The organism is Arthrobacter sp. CC3 (assembly GCF_039907775.1).
Taxonomy (GTDB): domain Bacteria; phylum Actinomycetota; class Actinomycetes; order Actinomycetales; family Micrococcaceae; genus Arthrobacter.
Genome location: NZ_JARCCY010000007.1, coordinates 124,347 through 137,298, shown reverse-complemented (window position 1 = coordinate 137,298; position 12,952 = coordinate 124,347). Strand labels below are relative to the sequence as shown.

General features: G+C 61.2%; 12 protein-coding genes and 2 pseudogenes. 3 read left to right on the top strand and 11 right to left on the bottom strand.

Annotated features, from left to right (window positions below):
* Positions 1-9: 9 nt before the first annotated feature.
* Positions 10-531 carry a hypothetical protein gene (locus PV761_RS06100; RefSeq protein WP_347895173.1) on the top strand — a complete coding sequence of 174 codons (522 nt, stop codon included), beginning with the start codon at positions 10-12 and terminating at the stop codon, positions 529-531.
* Between the two features lie 904 nt (positions 532-1,435).
* Here PV761_RS06100 and PV761_RS06095 read toward each other — a convergent pair.
* A complete protein-coding gene (locus PV761_RS06095; protein ID WP_347895167.1) occupies positions 1,436-2,083 on the bottom strand; it encodes an HIRAN domain-containing protein in 648 nt (215 codons plus the stop codon).
* 242 nt (positions 2,084-2,325) lie between these two features.
* Here PV761_RS06095 and PV761_RS06090 point away from each other — a divergent pair, with 242 nt between their 5' ends.
* Positions 2,326-3,090, top strand: coding sequence for a hypothetical protein (locus tag PV761_RS06090; protein ID WP_347895165.1), 765 nt, complete (start codon positions 2,326-2,328; stop codon positions 3,088-3,090).
* A gap of 75 nt (positions 3,091-3,165) precedes the next feature.
* Here the strand turns inward: PV761_RS06090 and PV761_RS06085 are convergent, their stop codons facing one another.
* From PV761_RS06085 to PV761_RS06065, 5 genes and pseudogenes are all read right to left on the bottom strand, one after another.
* Complete coding sequence (locus PV761_RS06085) at positions 3,166-3,294, bottom strand: hypothetical protein (RefSeq protein WP_347895163.1); 129 nt, start codon at positions 3,292-3,294, stop codon at positions 3,166-3,168.
* 313 nt (positions 3,295-3,607) lie between these two features.
* Positions 3,608-3,721 (bottom strand): annotated as a pseudogene (locus PV761_RS06080) (type II secretion system protein F); the annotation flags it as partial.
* 29 nt (positions 3,722-3,750) lie between these two features.
* Positions 3,751-3,867 (bottom strand): annotated as a pseudogene (locus PV761_RS06075) (CpaF family protein); the annotation flags it as partial.
* 213 nt (positions 3,868-4,080) lie between these two features.
* Positions 4,081-5,523 (bottom strand): hypothetical protein, encoded by a 1,443-nt coding sequence (locus tag PV761_RS06070; protein ID WP_347895161.1) that lies wholly within the window; start codon positions 5,521-5,523, stop codon positions 4,081-4,083.
* Between the two features lie 201 nt (positions 5,524-5,724).
* Complete coding sequence (locus PV761_RS06065; protein WP_347895159.1) at positions 5,725-6,876, bottom strand: DUF4365 domain-containing protein; 1,152 nt, start codon at positions 6,874-6,876, stop codon at positions 5,725-5,727.
* 581 nt (positions 6,877-7,457) lie between these two features.
* On the opposite strand from PV761_RS06065, the gene PV761_RS06060 reads away from it, so the two are divergent.
* Positions 7,458-7,625 (top strand): hypothetical protein, encoded by a 168-nt coding sequence (locus tag PV761_RS06060; RefSeq protein ID WP_347895157.1) that lies wholly within the window; start codon positions 7,458-7,460, stop codon positions 7,623-7,625.
* A 17-nt stretch (positions 7,626-7,642) separates the two neighbouring features.
* On the opposite strand, the gene PV761_RS06055 is transcribed toward PV761_RS06060, so the two are convergent.
* The 5 genes from PV761_RS06055 to PV761_RS06035 form a co-directional block, all read right to left on the bottom strand.
* On the bottom strand, positions 7,643-8,338 hold the full coding sequence (locus PV761_RS06055; RefSeq protein ID WP_347895155.1) for a hypothetical protein: 696 nt from the start codon (positions 8,336-8,338) through the stop codon (positions 7,643-7,645).
* Positions 8,339-8,813: 475 nt separating this feature from the next.
* Positions 8,814-9,326, bottom strand: coding sequence for a single-stranded DNA-binding protein (locus tag PV761_RS06050; protein WP_347895153.1), 513 nt, complete (start codon positions 9,324-9,326; stop codon positions 8,814-8,816).
* Between the two features lie 63 nt (positions 9,327-9,389).
* Complete coding sequence (locus tag PV761_RS06045; RefSeq protein ID WP_347895151.1) at positions 9,390-10,472, bottom strand: ImmA/IrrE family metallo-endopeptidase; 1,083 nt, start codon at positions 10,470-10,472, stop codon at positions 9,390-9,392.
* 169 nt (positions 10,473-10,641) lie between these two features.
* On the bottom strand, positions 10,642-11,151 hold the full coding sequence (locus tag PV761_RS06040) for a hypothetical protein (RefSeq protein WP_347895149.1): 510 nt from the start codon (positions 11,149-11,151) through the stop codon (positions 10,642-10,644).
* Entirely contained in the window at positions 11,138-12,949 is a 1,812-nt protein-coding gene (locus tag PV761_RS06035) for a TraM recognition domain-containing protein (RefSeq protein WP_347895147.1), read from the bottom strand. The genes PV761_RS06040 and PV761_RS06035 overlap by 14 nt, the downstream gene beginning before the upstream one ends.
* Positions 12,950-12,952: the final 3 nt, after the last annotated feature.

Genomic DNA, 12,952 nt, shown 5'->3' with positions numbered 1-12,952 from the left:
AGGTAATCCATGGATACGAACCCAGTCCTGAAGCCGAAGCTTGCAACGCCTGCTTTGATTCTGAGCAGCGTGGCGATCGCTATGTGTTTCGTTTATCTCGTCTGGGCGGCCGCCAGTGGGCCAGCCAACTTGTCATTGCTGCTAACCGCTTCCATGGCGCTCCTCGCGGCCGCAGCCGCCGGGGCGGTCTGGCTGGTCCGAGCTCGCCGGCGGCGCTCATGGCTGGCTGGCGCTATCGAACAGTGGGATCGCTTCAATGACATGAAGCGGAGCAGTGGCACGACGGCAGAACTCACAGTCGTGAGCGTCGATGCCCTTGAACCCACAGGGTCATGGATCACCATCAGGTGGAACCGCTTCGACCACGTTCAGCGCGCCTGGATCGAAGCCCTGTCGGAGCCAATCTGGCCCGGATCGGTTCTACTTATCTCACCGGACCCGGCACAAGTGATGCCTGGGGCACCATGGCCGGCGACTTATTACATACGGGCTTCAAATTCCTTGGCCTGGGCACCTGGCAGCGAGGCTTGATCAAGGCTGGAGCCCGACCCTCAGAGCGCGCGAATGGCCTGAGCCGTCATTTGTTTTCCTCGCGCTCAGGGGTGAGGCCCCAGTTAGTAAAGCACACTGGATACATGGGCAGGATATGGCGTCCAGTCTTTAACAAACGAGCCGTCGGCGAACACGGTAGTTCCTCCCGCGCCGTCCGGCTCCGGTATGACGGCAAAACGGCTGCATCCTCTGGGACGAGGAAGAAATCCTCACCCTCGAAGAGTTCCTTGGTCGACCAATCTTTCATGCAACGAGGGGAGTCCCGGACTGCCAAAATTAATAGAGAGACGCTAGCTGAACCTCTTTCGGGCGCCGGTCCGGACGAGTTCGTCATTAACAAGGCCTGCATTGCCGACCATAACGTTGCACCACAAGTGAGCAGTTCTCAGGTTGTCAGGCTCATCATCTCCACCATAGGCAACGGACAAAATGTGGTCGATGGTTGGGTATCGGTCGTCGGTTTGTTTGGCGCTGGGATCAGTCGGAAGCCAGCAAATCTGGCAAATGTATTTGTCCCGATCGAGAACATGCTCCCTATGCCTGGAATAAGTTCTCAGCCCGCGTCGGCGTACCGACGGCGGGACCGGGCGTGCCGTCGTAATTCCCTTACGCATCTTGCATCCCCGGCACAGGCAGTCATCAGGTCGCCCGTCGCGGTCTAGCACTGCCTTTCTGCACGCCTCGTGCCCTTTGACGAACTCCGACTGCGTCCCCGGCTCGTAGGGATCATCCCAGTAGACGCTCTTGCAGAGAAGACACTTGCCGGCTGCCCACGCCGCTAACTGCCACAAGAAGCGGCAAGCATTAGAGCAGTAAACTCTGCTCTTCAGGTGGGCCTCAAACTGCGTCCCACATCCTTTGCAGATCACTTGCTCCGCGTACACTAGCCGCGTCCCTCGTCCAGGCTCAAGGCGAATGACCTAAGCTTCGGAATTGTCGGCACGTCTGCCCAGATGCGGCTGGAGTTGTCCGTGACCGGCGCTCCACCAATCCTGTAGGCGTCGAATCCGAGCGGGTCCAGGATCAGCGCCAAGGCGGCCGCCTTCCCCGCCGACACATAACCCACCTTTCGGCCCTTCCCGTAAACGGCCACCGCGTTAGCATCCCATTTGTTCTTCGGTTCCCGCACGAGCAGGTACTCGTGTCCGCCATGCTTGTTCAGGCCCGACGTCGTCACCCAGTAGCCCGTTCCGACTATTCGCACACGAATCGACGGCACCTCTCGCAAGTCGAGAACGGACAAACCTTCCTCCGCTAGCACCACCCTCTTGACACCGCTGGAGCGTTCGCTGCTGTCCTGCGCCGGAACCTCCTGCGCCGGCAAAGCGCTGAAGCGTTCGCCGCTGTCATGCGCCGGAACCTCCTCCGCCACTGGTGCCTCGGCGCCCCCTCGATCGTCGGGAGCAAACTGAGCCGCTACAACTACCCGCGGCGTCGGGTCATGTTCGGCAACTTCGACTCGGGTCGACGCCTCCACCTGGGCCGTTGCATCGCCACGGAGTCGGTCGAGTATTTTCTGAATGATCCCCATGGCCGAAGCCTAGCAGCGCCTCCATTGCCACCGTGGCGGACCCCCAGGCCTCCTCTGCGCCGGATATTCTGTCATCTATGGTCTCTCTCCCCGAATCCGTTATGAAAAGCAAGCAGTGGCCCATGTGGGTTGGTTCCCCGGCTGATTTTCAGCGTTTGCTTCGGCTCGTCGAAAAACAGTATGAGCCCCTCATCCCGGAGCATGTTGTAGCGGAAACCAAGCACGCCCGCACTATGCTCGCCATGAGCGAAGCAAGCAAGCGCGAAGTGATTGCAACCCCGCTTCTGAATTACCCCGAGGCCGCCGCGCACCAGGCAGCACGCATTGACACATTGGACTCAGACATTGAGGACGAGAAGAAGAAGGTGGAAGAGGCGGAGGCTGAGGCCTCTCAGGCAGGCCGCGTAGAACTCTCCCTTACGGGAAATGAGAACGAACGGCGAACGGTGATCGGCACTTCAGCGGAACTCACTGACTACCTCGACGGACGCCACCTGGAGTCAGCGGAATTCGTAGCGCCCAGCGGTCGTATACGGAACCATTCCATTACTCTCCGCGCCGGACGTTCCAACGGTCTGTATGCCCGTCTGTCATCCAACGACGCGAAGTGGTGCATCGCAGGGTTTTCAGAGATCGCGGACGAGGTGGCCAAGCAAATGCCGCGTTGGCGGTTTATCCGTTCCGGCTACTTTCTCTACCCCTTGTACCTTCTGAGTGGCGGGATCGCACTGTGGTTCCTGGGCGATGGGCTCGGATTTTATCCAAGTGAAGGCGGGAAGTTTACGTCCGCAGGATCGACAAATGTCGGCTTGGTCTTCCTTATAGGACTCCCCGGCCTCGCCTACTGGGCCATGCACTTTACACAAAAGGCCATACCTGCGTTCCAAATAGTGCCCCTGGGTAAGCAGCACCCAGGGCGAGCCGTCATAACGGTACTGGGGGGCTCCCTGGGGACCATCGCCCTCGGAATTCTGGTGAACGTGCTTTCCAAGCCCTTTGTGGGCTGAGCGACGCGCTCTCAGCGGTACAGCGAGAAGGACCCTCTCCGGCGCCCTGGAGGAGGGTCCTTCCGTTTCTCTGGCTTACCTCAGACTGTAAAGGATCGCGTAGGTAACGAGGTACACGAGCGGTGCCATGGTGACGACGACCGACGCGGCTGAGGCGTTCTCGTTCTGACGGTTGCGGTTGTTACGGCGATATTTTTTTGCCATTTTTTGCTGCTCTCCGGCGCCCTCTGAGCCTGTCGTATTGCGCCCGCCGCGGCGAGTGCATACGATAAGGCCCAGACGACACCTAGCCCTAGAAGGTTAGTTACGTCGTCAGTGGCCGCCCCTCCGTGTCCAAGCTTCGGGGCGGCTACTTACATTTAAAGACTCTAACGCCGCTGAGGTCGTTTCCCTAGCCGCTAAATGACAGGTTTGTAATTTGAGGGCCAAAGGCCCCATACCACACGTCTAATCCACAGGGTTATCCACAGGCGAAGCCGCCTCGGGCCCGGTCCTGTAATGGTGACCATTGCACCCGCTCCACCTCAACGATGAGCCCGTCAAAGAACCGCACCAGTGGTCCCAGGTCGGTGCGTGAGTAGAAACCCTGCAACCCTACGACGAGCGGCTTTCCGGCCCGGGTTTCACTGAGGCACCAGCTCAAATCCATGGCCTCTTCTGGCGGCTGCAGTGGACCACCACGTCTATGCAGGAGGCCACCGTTCTCACGACAAACGCACTTGAAATGGTGTCACGGGCCAGGAGCGGCAGCGTGCACAGTCTTGTGACGGCGTCGTGGACGCATTCTAAAAAGCGTGCACCGGGTGGCCAAGGCTAAAGGATCGTCCTGTGGACAGTCAGGGTCTCCGCGGTAACTTGTATCAAGATTGGCATGCGCCGCATGACGTTCCTAAAGGGACACTTCAACTACCACCAGACGCCGGAAGCGCTCAGGCGTGTTCGCTGGGGCAAACGCCCGCCAGGATTTGTACCCAAATAGGGCCGCCAGCGCTAGCTCATTTCCCGTTCGGACCGCTCCTGGATAGCGCGAATCGCATTCCGCACCGTTGCCGAGACGTGGCTCTTGTATCGCTCAATGATCTGTACCATGCCGTCATCCTCCTGGGCCTCTTGAGCATGCGCGACCACGGCTCGCGGCAGCTCGGTCCCGCGGTTGTCGAGCATAGTGCTCAGCAATGCGGAGGCCCGGGCACCGGCGATGCCACGGGACACCCAGCCGGCAAGTCTGTTCGCCACAATAGCCCGGACGCTCGTATCGTCAGATGCGGATAGCGCTACAAGCAGCCCAAATTCCTCGGCCCTTTCTCGGCGAGCGACGATGCGCGCGGCGGAGTGCTGCTGCCCGGAGCTGCCGCGCATGAGAGCCCATACGTCCTCTTCAGTCACTGAAGCTGGATCAACCGCAAGCAGGGCTTCGGCGGCCAAACCACGAACGTCCGCCCACTCTCCGAAGAGCCATTTGCCGTCCCCGCCTTTTTCCGTCATGAGGCGACGGAGGGACGCGGCGAGCCGTTCGCTGTCAGCCGTGATCTTGAGTGGTGTACGCCCTAGCACGGACAAACAGCCCACGAGATCGTCCTTGGAGGCCCGGGGCTCTTCGAGGAACTCCAAGAATGGTTCCCATCGGGCATAATCGGCGTGCCAGACGTTGAGTAGAACCAAAGTGCGGACGGAGGCTCCACCATCGTTGTATGACAGCCTGCCGGCCAGAGCAGTGATGTTGCGGACCTCCTCGGACAGAGTATCGAGCATGCCCCGGACTGCAGGCTCGGTGAGTGACTCGACGTCTCCGAACTTGAGCAGAGCGGCGTGATCACCCTTCGCGATGTCCTCCAGGAGGCTTGTGCGGTAGTTAACATCCGACCGTGCACGAAATCTGTCTATGGTCTGGGTGAGGGCTGAGTGGTCGCCAGCTGGCCGCAAAACCAGCTTTTCGATGTCTACTTTCCCCCAGACCCTGTCGACAACAGCGCGGAAAACTGAGCCGTAAGTCTGGGCAATGAATTGATCCGGCTGCTCCGGCAATGCCTGAAGCCACTCCAGGAGTTCAGTCGTTCCGTCATCACTAAGCGCCGGCACCATTGGAGTCAGGAGTCTAAGGAGCTCGATGGGGGCATGGAATCCGGGTGAGTACAACTCATAGAAGGTCGGCAAATCCGAAAGAAGCTTTATGCACCAACGGGCGGTCGAATCCGCGGTCTCAGGCGTCAGGACGTCTCCGGCTGCTTTGAGCAAAGCCATGTTGGACCCCAAGGTCGTCCTGGTCGATTGCTCCAGATTCACAGCCTCACTGGCTGACCGGGCCGCTTCCGCAGGCCCTTCAAGGACGACCCGATCTACTGCATCCTTGATGGCTTCCTTGTCCCCTGCCCAGCAAAGCATCGTCAGCGATTGGGCGACTTCAGATACGTCGGTTTCATCGCTCGTGCGCATCAGCTGAAGCTTCGCGAGCTTGGCATATGACTGGGTCCAGCTTCCCTGGTCGCCTATCAGACCAGCGATGAGCGAACTGGCACGCAAGTTATTCCGAGCCGAGTCCTCGAACCCAATCCTGCGAGTTGAGTCTCGGGACCAGATTTGAAAGTGCTCCTCGAAGTTTGCGGATAGCCCCCATGCCGTGACCTGTGTCCTCCATCAGGAAGCGATGTTGTCGCTTCCTGATATGAAATCCGCAATGCTCCTATCGCCAAAAGGCGAGGACGAGAAGACGATCCAGGAAGCTGCTCCGCACAGAGCCGTTATGGTGGGGTCATCGGGCGCAGAAGTGCGCTCCGAGAGTGCTTCCAGCGCAACCTTTTTGGCTTCGTCTCGCCGGCCCAGTTCGTTCAAGCACCTTGCACGTTGGACCAGCAGCCACACATGGTCTTCCGGTGAGGCGTCGTCTTCATCGATAGCACTGTCCAGCAAGGCGAGGGCATTGGAGGCTTCTGCGCGTTCCAGGTGAGCGGCGGCCCAGGTGCAGATGACGGCTACCTTGTCAGAAGCCTTTTTCGCCGACTCCAACACATCTTTGAACGCGTCAGGGTCGCTGGTCTCCAAGTATGTTTCGAGGGCGGTGACGAACCTCCAGCTCCACAGCTTTGATTTGCCCCTCCCCTCGGCGTCAAGCACCCTGTCCTCAAGATCTGCCTGTCTGAGGAGCACAAGGGCAGCCACCGCCTGCTCCGGCTCGAAGACTTCCGGGCGGTCATTACGGTGTGGCGCCACTAGCCTCGGCACTATGAGTGCGTGTCTGAGACGATCCCCGGCAGCAAGGGCTTTCGCGCCACTCCACGCGCTCCCCTCCCATGGGATAGGTGGCCTTCCGCTGGTAGCGGCTTCGATCAGTTCCCGGTTGTGAGCTCCGTCAACAAGCTGATGAACGGGGACCAGGATTTTCGTGCCGACACCGGTACGTTGCAACCTCTCTTGGGTCAAATGCACCCAGTACGATTCCCCCGTCTCAAGATCATGAAGAATCAGGAAATGGGGAGCGGTGTGTTTCGTCCAGTAGTCGAAGTGGTCATTCGCGGCCTCGTAGTACCACCAGCCATTGAGATTCCCGTCATCGTCTTTGCTTGGTCTCGTGAAGTATTTGGTATCAAGACCTTTAGTTTTGCTGGTCTTGACCTGAGCCCCTGCGACTGTGTTGAGGTCAAACCGTCGTTCGTCGCGTGGCTGAAGCCAAAGGTCCGTCCCGAGATCGTGATCAGGGTTAGGGTTGGCACCCCAGCGGAGCTTCTCGAATTGAGACTTGACTGCTGACTGTCCGGCAGTCCCGATGTCTTCTGTTTCTCCCGCGCGCATTTTTTCCCCAGATCATCGGTCACTTGGCTCCTGCTAAGGCTACAGAATGATTACGCCGCCAGCCGCCGGTTGACTCCGGAAGAGCTCGCCTCCACCACGGTGAAGGTCCTGATCAATCAGGAAAAGTCCGTCGCCCAGCGCATCGACAACATCGACTAGCCCCAAGGCTGCCGGCCCGCTCACCCCGTACACGGACGGCAAGGGCAAGGCCCTCGCGAAGGCGGCCGAGCAGTACATCATCGCCAGGCTCGTCGAAGAGTGCACCTCCGAGAACGTCATCGGCTCCGCGCCTATCACGGTCTCCCACGGCACCAAGGCCAGGCGGCTGTGCGCAAGTGCATGCTGGCCCTGGACGACGCAGAGGTCCCTGCCGACGGCCGCTTCCTGGTGGCCGTCAATCTCACCGTCGGTCAGCGGGGCCTCTTGCTGCTGGACATCGCCGGAGGTGGAGTTGCGACTGCGCGAGGTACCTCGGAAGTCGTCGAAATTGTTCCTCTTACTGGCCTCGTCCGGATCAGTACCGACGAGCCGCCGATGTTGGGCAGTTGGCCCGGGCCCTCGGCCGGCCGAGAATCCTCCATATGCCGTTCACGGTGCCGCTGGTGTTCGTCCTCGACTCTTCGGCGCCCAGGACGCTTTCCGTGGGGAGCTACGAGCCGCTCGAAAGCGGGATCGCGGCGGCGCTTGGCAGTGCGGATTTCGCTTTGGCCGCAGCGGAACCCTTCGACGACAGGCAACTGGCGGAATGAACGAGCTTTAGCTAGTGCTAACGCTCGCGACGCAGCACAATCGCCAACCCATCCAGGTGTTCAGTCTGGAACTTCTTCCACCTGTTGGCAAGGTCACGATCCGCCAGTCGGTATCCGGATTGAGTTGGATGCTTCGTCAGTCCCACTGCATCGTATGTGAGTCCTTCGGACGCAAGGAACGCCCGGTGCAGCTGCGCTCTCGGCGGATTCAGGTGGACCGCATCGGCCATGGTCTTCTCTGGGATTTCCTTGCCGGTCAACGCACACTGCACTGGACCGGTCGCGAAGGCATCCGTGCGGAATTGGCGGGTGATCTCCAGTGCCTCCTGAGTCAGGGCCTCTGCTACCAACGTCAGTCGCTTCGGCGGGCTTAGGACGTCGTTGTAGCTAAAAACGACCAGCTCCTCCCGCCCCCGTTGCTTGGCGCGGAAACCCTTCGACGTGTATCCGAGATCTTTATTCGAGGCAACAACCCAGCACTCAATCCCCTCGCCGATTTTGTCGGCTGCCGCTGGATGCTCCCTGGCCATGGCAGTGAGCAGAGCAGACACAAACGAGTCTGTGACCTTTTCGCCAGCATCCAGCTCCTCCAGAACGGACTTAAAGAGCTCACGGACCTCACCCTTTTTGTTGAAAGAGAATTCTCCGACCTCGTACGTTGCCACAACTGTCCCCGTTTCTGCGCCCCGATTGCTGCTGTTGCTGTCCATCATCTCCGACGCCGACGCGAATGCGTCGTTATGTCCCGCTGAACGTGCCTACATCAACTAAATTTCAACGGACAGTCTCATCCCAGATTCACCAAATTCACCTTGCACTATGGGCACCGAGCAGCCGAAGTCGCGGCGCACCCGATTCGCTCAGGGAGAGGCGCCCCGACGCTTGGGAGGCAAACTCACAGAACTCACACGGACTCATGCGAACGCCTAGTTTGGCGCCTCGGCAATCGTTGGCGACAGATCAAGTACCCCTCGGCGTTGAAGCGCACGCTTTTTAGAACACATCCCCTCCTCGGTGGAGTTTGCGTGCACGTACCCCAGCGACGACGACAGTCGTGCTGCTAGCCTGAACTTCCCAAGCGAAGTGGCAAGCAGTCCGGCGCCAACCACACGGGAAAGCGAGCTGGCTTGCTCGCCAACCCGCTTAGGCAACGCCTCACGCCCGCCACGCGGACGGTCCCTACGGCTCTCAAAAACTCATTTCATTCCCAAGCTTGGCCCCGAAAGGGGGCACCACCACTGGGCTCTTCGAACTGACGTTGTACGCCGGAATAGCCGCCTCTGCCGCGACGGGCGCCTCGACACCTGCATGCACGTCAGCATCCGACGCTGCCACCGGCGCATGCGACATGCGCTGGTACACCGCGGTGCCGAAGCGGAGATCCGGTCCGATGGTGTCGGCGACAATGCGCCGGGCTTCGCGGCGTTCGCCGTCCTTCTCGTATGAGCGGAATTCGAGCTCGCCCGCCACGGTTATCGGGTCGCCCTTTCGCAGTGAACTCGCCGAGTTCTCGGCCAGCACACGGAATGCAGATACATTGTGGAAGACGGGTTCTCCGTCCTGCCAAGTGCCGTCCGCGCCCTGGATTCGCTGGTTGACGGCGACCCGGAGCTTAGCGTGAGCCACTCCGCTTTCGCCGATGCTGAGTTCGGGATCCGCAACCAGGTTGCCGGCGATGGTGATCGGGATTTTGGTGCCCATGGTTTTTGTCCTTTCCAAAGCCGGCGGGACTCTCCCGCCGGACAACTTGTCTTCCGGCTTTGCTTACGGCCCGGCCATTGATGGTCCGTCGACTGAGCGCAAAGGCGCATCCACGCCCGCATAGGACGCCGCCGGCCTCAACCGTGGGTCCGCGTCGAAAGCGGTGATCTTGCCGCCGAATCCAGGCGGGTGTGTAATTTCGAGAATTCCTTTGCTGGCAGCAGTGACCCGTCCGAGTACTGACTTCGCAATATCCGCGCGGGACGCCGGGAGCCGACTGCCGGCGTCGTGAGCCATCGCGTCTTTCTCCGCATCGATGACGGCGTCGGCCCAACCGGCGAGATACGTCGCGGACTGAGGTCCGCGGTCGATCCCGTGGGCCTTCAGGACCGTATAAGCCACGGATTCGGCCTCCACCTCAGCCAGTCCGCGATGATCTGCGCTGCTCCCATACAGCCGGCCGACCGCATCGTCGGGACCATGAAGCAGCACATGTCCAAGTTCGTGCGCAAGGACGGCCGCACGTTCTTCTGGGCTGAGCCAGGCGCCGACCTGTACCCGCCGGTGGGTGAAATCCGTAAAGCCGCTCGTAAGCCCATACTGGGCGTCTGTCACATCGACATTGAAGCCATGGCTGCCCGCCACCATGGCAAGAGATCCGCAGAGTTCAGCCACGTCCACTTCAGGCTCGGCACCGCCGCGGGGAACGAGCAGCGGTGTGCCCTGCGTTTGTGAGACGTCAAAGACCGCTTGGCCGCGCCAGCCTGTGATGACCGTCTTCTGTCCATCGTCGACGGCGCCATCGGGCACATGCTCACCCGCTGGGATGCGCTGCCGGGTCCCGTCAGGAAGCGTGACCTGCTGGAGTCGGGCTGTGCGGGGAGCTATCACCCAGAGCGCATGCTCACCCCGCAGCACCGTACGGCCGTGGCGAGCCCATTCCTTGTACCCGGCCACCAGCGAGGGCTCTTCGGTTCCTCGCTGGGCCATCTGCATCATGAGCAGGGCAACATTGCCGCCCGAATAGCGCCACAACGTTGCCGAAGCGTCCAACAGCACTTGCCACTGCGACGGAGATTCAACTGCCTTTTCCAGGATCTTGTGGAGGCCATCCGTCAAGGCAGAGATGCGCTCCTCGGGCATCATGCGGGAATTGCCCGATTCACTCCGGTCAGGCGCAGCATCTGCCGCCACCGCACTCGATACGTCTTCAGATTCAGGGGCCACGACAGCCGCCCTTCATGCTTCCTGGAATCCAGCCGGGACCACCCCGCGGATAGTTGTTCATGTCCCGAGGCGGGACAACAACATGACTTCAGAATTCGTCTCCGATCTGGTGGGAAGCCGCCTGCCACTCAACGAACTCGGAAGCGTCGAGCCGGAGGGTTCTCACCGCGGACTCCTTGTGCGCCTGCAGCCCGACACACCCGGCAGTACGGGTGTGGATCCTCAACCGCTCGACGGCGTGCGGCAGCCGTTCGTGAAAGGCCAGCGGCCCGAACCCGGGGTCGTCGCTGGCGTACGAGGCCACTTCCGCCCGCTGCAGGGCATAGAGTTCGGCCACGATTTCGGTGTGCCGCCACCAGCAATCCGGAACCACCGACGTCGTCAGCTGGTAGGTGGCAACAAGCCAGCGGACCCAAGTCGCCAAAGAACGCCACACACTACCGGCCTGCTCAGCCGTCAGTTCGCGCCAACGGTAGGTCACGCCGGATGCCCGCCCCGGTGGCCGGAATGCAGAGCGGAAGAGCTCCGCCGTCAGCTCATCGTCGTCCGCTCCGGCTGCCGGGATCTCAAAGCGTTCGACGTCGTCATGGCTGGCCATCAGCCGGGTCCTCAGTTGCTGCCTGTCTCAGCCGGTGCCCATCGGCCAAGGTCCGTTCAAGCTCCAGCTTTGACCGACCGAGCTCGGCAGCGTCTTTTCGTTTATGCCATTCGCGCAGGTCTAGGAGAATGGGCCGGGTTCGACGTCCCAGCATCAGAGCCGTGCCGACGGGCAAGCGCCTGATCTCGTGAAGCGGCAGGACCGGACTCTCCCTGATCTGTTCGCCGTCCTGCCGGCCCTGTGCAGACCAGGAACGAGTGTTCAGGGTCAGGCTCCGCTCCCCCAGCAGCCCCGCCAGCGAGCGCAGGTCACGTTCGTCGGAGCCGCCGCCGAAGATCACTTTGATGATGGCAGAGTCCCAGATGGTGGCTGCCTCGTCGATGGACCAGCCGGTACGGGCCTGGGACAGGGATTGGAGGACCACGAGTGTTGATATTCCGATGCCGCCGCCGTCGGAGAGCGCGATGGGCAGGCCCGGCCATGGGGCCAGGTTGGCAATCTCGTCCAGGACGAGGGACAGCGGCGGATCCAGTCTTCCCCCCTTGGCGACAAAGGCCAGTTCGCGTGCGGCGTTGTCGATGTCGTCGATCAGAGCCGACAGATACGGTCCTGCCGCAGCTGCTCCCGCACGGGTGCCGATCAGATACAGGGTCCCGCAGTCCCGGATGAACGTCTTTGGGTCAAATTCCTCAGACTCGTCCCGGGGATCCAGCGCGGCGAGCACTTTCGGTGACGACAGCGGTGCGACAGCAGCCGACACACCAATCCAGGAGTTGGACGTGTTCCGCGGGTCATCCTCGAGGATGCCCATCAGATCGGCCTGCCATCCCAGCGCCGCCGCCGGTTGACTCAGGACCTCCAACGCCTCACGTGCCAAGACCGGGCTCGAAGACCAGCGCCGAAACGCGCGGACGCCCTCGCCGGACAGGGCCGCAGCGTGAAGGAGGCATTGCAGGATGATCAGCGAGCGCTTTTGCCATGCAGCGTTCTCTCCCTTCATCTCCGTGTCCGCAGTGATAACCAGAGCGCGGCGCGTGGCGATATCCGGGTCCGCGCAGCCACGAACGGGAGACCAGCGAAGTGTCGAGGGCAGTCCCGACATGCCTTGCGGGTCGAACACCGTGACCGGCCTGCCTCGTGAAGCCCGGGCCTTCATCGTGACCACCAGGTTGTCGGCGCGGGTGGACGTCGTGACCACAGCGCCCGGAGCATCGAGGATGGCATTGATGACCACATAGAGTCCCTTACCGGATCGCGGAGCACCCTGGATGACCATCGATTCCTCCGTGGAGACATGAATCGTGACACCGCGGGAACGCCCCAGTGTCCACGCCACATCCTGGATCCGCGGTTTGGCGAGGCCCGGCCGCGTGAACTTGCCGCGCTTCAGAACGGCCCTCGCCCCGAAATCCTGGAGAATCTCGGTACGACGCGCGATGCCCTCACGGCTCAGGATGTCCTGGCGCAGCCATGAGCCCGATTGCTTCCACCTCCGCCAAGCCAACACAGAGCCCACGGCGAGCGCAGCGGCCAGAATGAGGACGGGGCCAACGATCCACCAGATACTGCCGGTTCCGACGTCGCATCCCTGTGGGACACGGACAATCCAGTCGATCCGGCCGATGAAAAGTCCGACGGCGGCGGCCGGGTTGAACGGCGACGGCCGACTGCCGCCACAGCGCCAGGTGACCACGAGGTTAGCCGCCCCCTGGACCAGGAAACACAGACAGACATAACCGGCCACGGCCATGAGCCCGGCCGTGACCAACGGGCTGTCGGTTCCTCGCCGCGAACTCATCTG

Coding starts and splice junctions, on each gene's coding strand:
- PV761_RS06100 (WP_347895173.1), top strand. CDS start 10: ATGGATACGAACCCAGTCCTGAAGCCGAAGCTTGCAACGCCTGCTTTG.
- PV761_RS06095 (WP_347895167.1), bottom strand. CDS start 2,083: ATGGGGATCATTCAGAAAATACTCGACCGACTCCGTGGCGATGCAACG.
- PV761_RS06090 (WP_347895165.1), top strand. CDS start 2,326: ATGAGCGAAGCAAGCAAGCGCGAAGTGATTGCAACCCCGCTTCTGAAT.
- PV761_RS06085 (WP_347895163.1), bottom strand. CDS start 3,294: ATGGCAAAAAAATATCGCCGTAACAACCGCAACCGTCAGAACGAGAAC.
- PV761_RS06070 (WP_347895161.1), bottom strand. CDS start 5,523: ATGCGCACGAGCGATGAAACCGACGTATCTGAAGTCGCCCAATCGCTG.
- PV761_RS06065 (WP_347895159.1), bottom strand. CDS start 6,876: ATGCGCGCGGGAGAAACAGAAGACATCGGGACTGCCGGACAGTCAGCA.
- PV761_RS06060 (WP_347895157.1), top strand. CDS start 7,458: ATGCCGTTCACGGTGCCGCTGGTGTTCGTCCTCGACTCTTCGGCGCCC.
- PV761_RS06055 (WP_347895155.1), bottom strand. CDS start 8,338: ATGATGGACAGCAACAGCAGCAATCGGGGCGCAGAAACGGGGACAGTT.
- PV761_RS06050 (WP_347895153.1), bottom strand. CDS start 9,326: ATGGGCACCAAAATCCCGATCACCATCGCCGGCAACCTGGTTGCGGAT.
- PV761_RS06045 (WP_347895151.1), bottom strand. CDS start 10,472: ATGATGCCCGAGGAGCGCATCTCTGCCTTGACGGATGGCCTCCACAAG.
- PV761_RS06040 (WP_347895149.1), bottom strand. CDS start 11,151: ATGGCCAGCCATGACGACGTCGAACGCTTTGAGATCCCGGCAGCCGGA.
- PV761_RS06035 (WP_347895147.1), bottom strand. CDS start 12,949: ATGAGTTCGCGGCGAGGAACCGACAGCCCGTTGGTCACGGCCGGGCTC.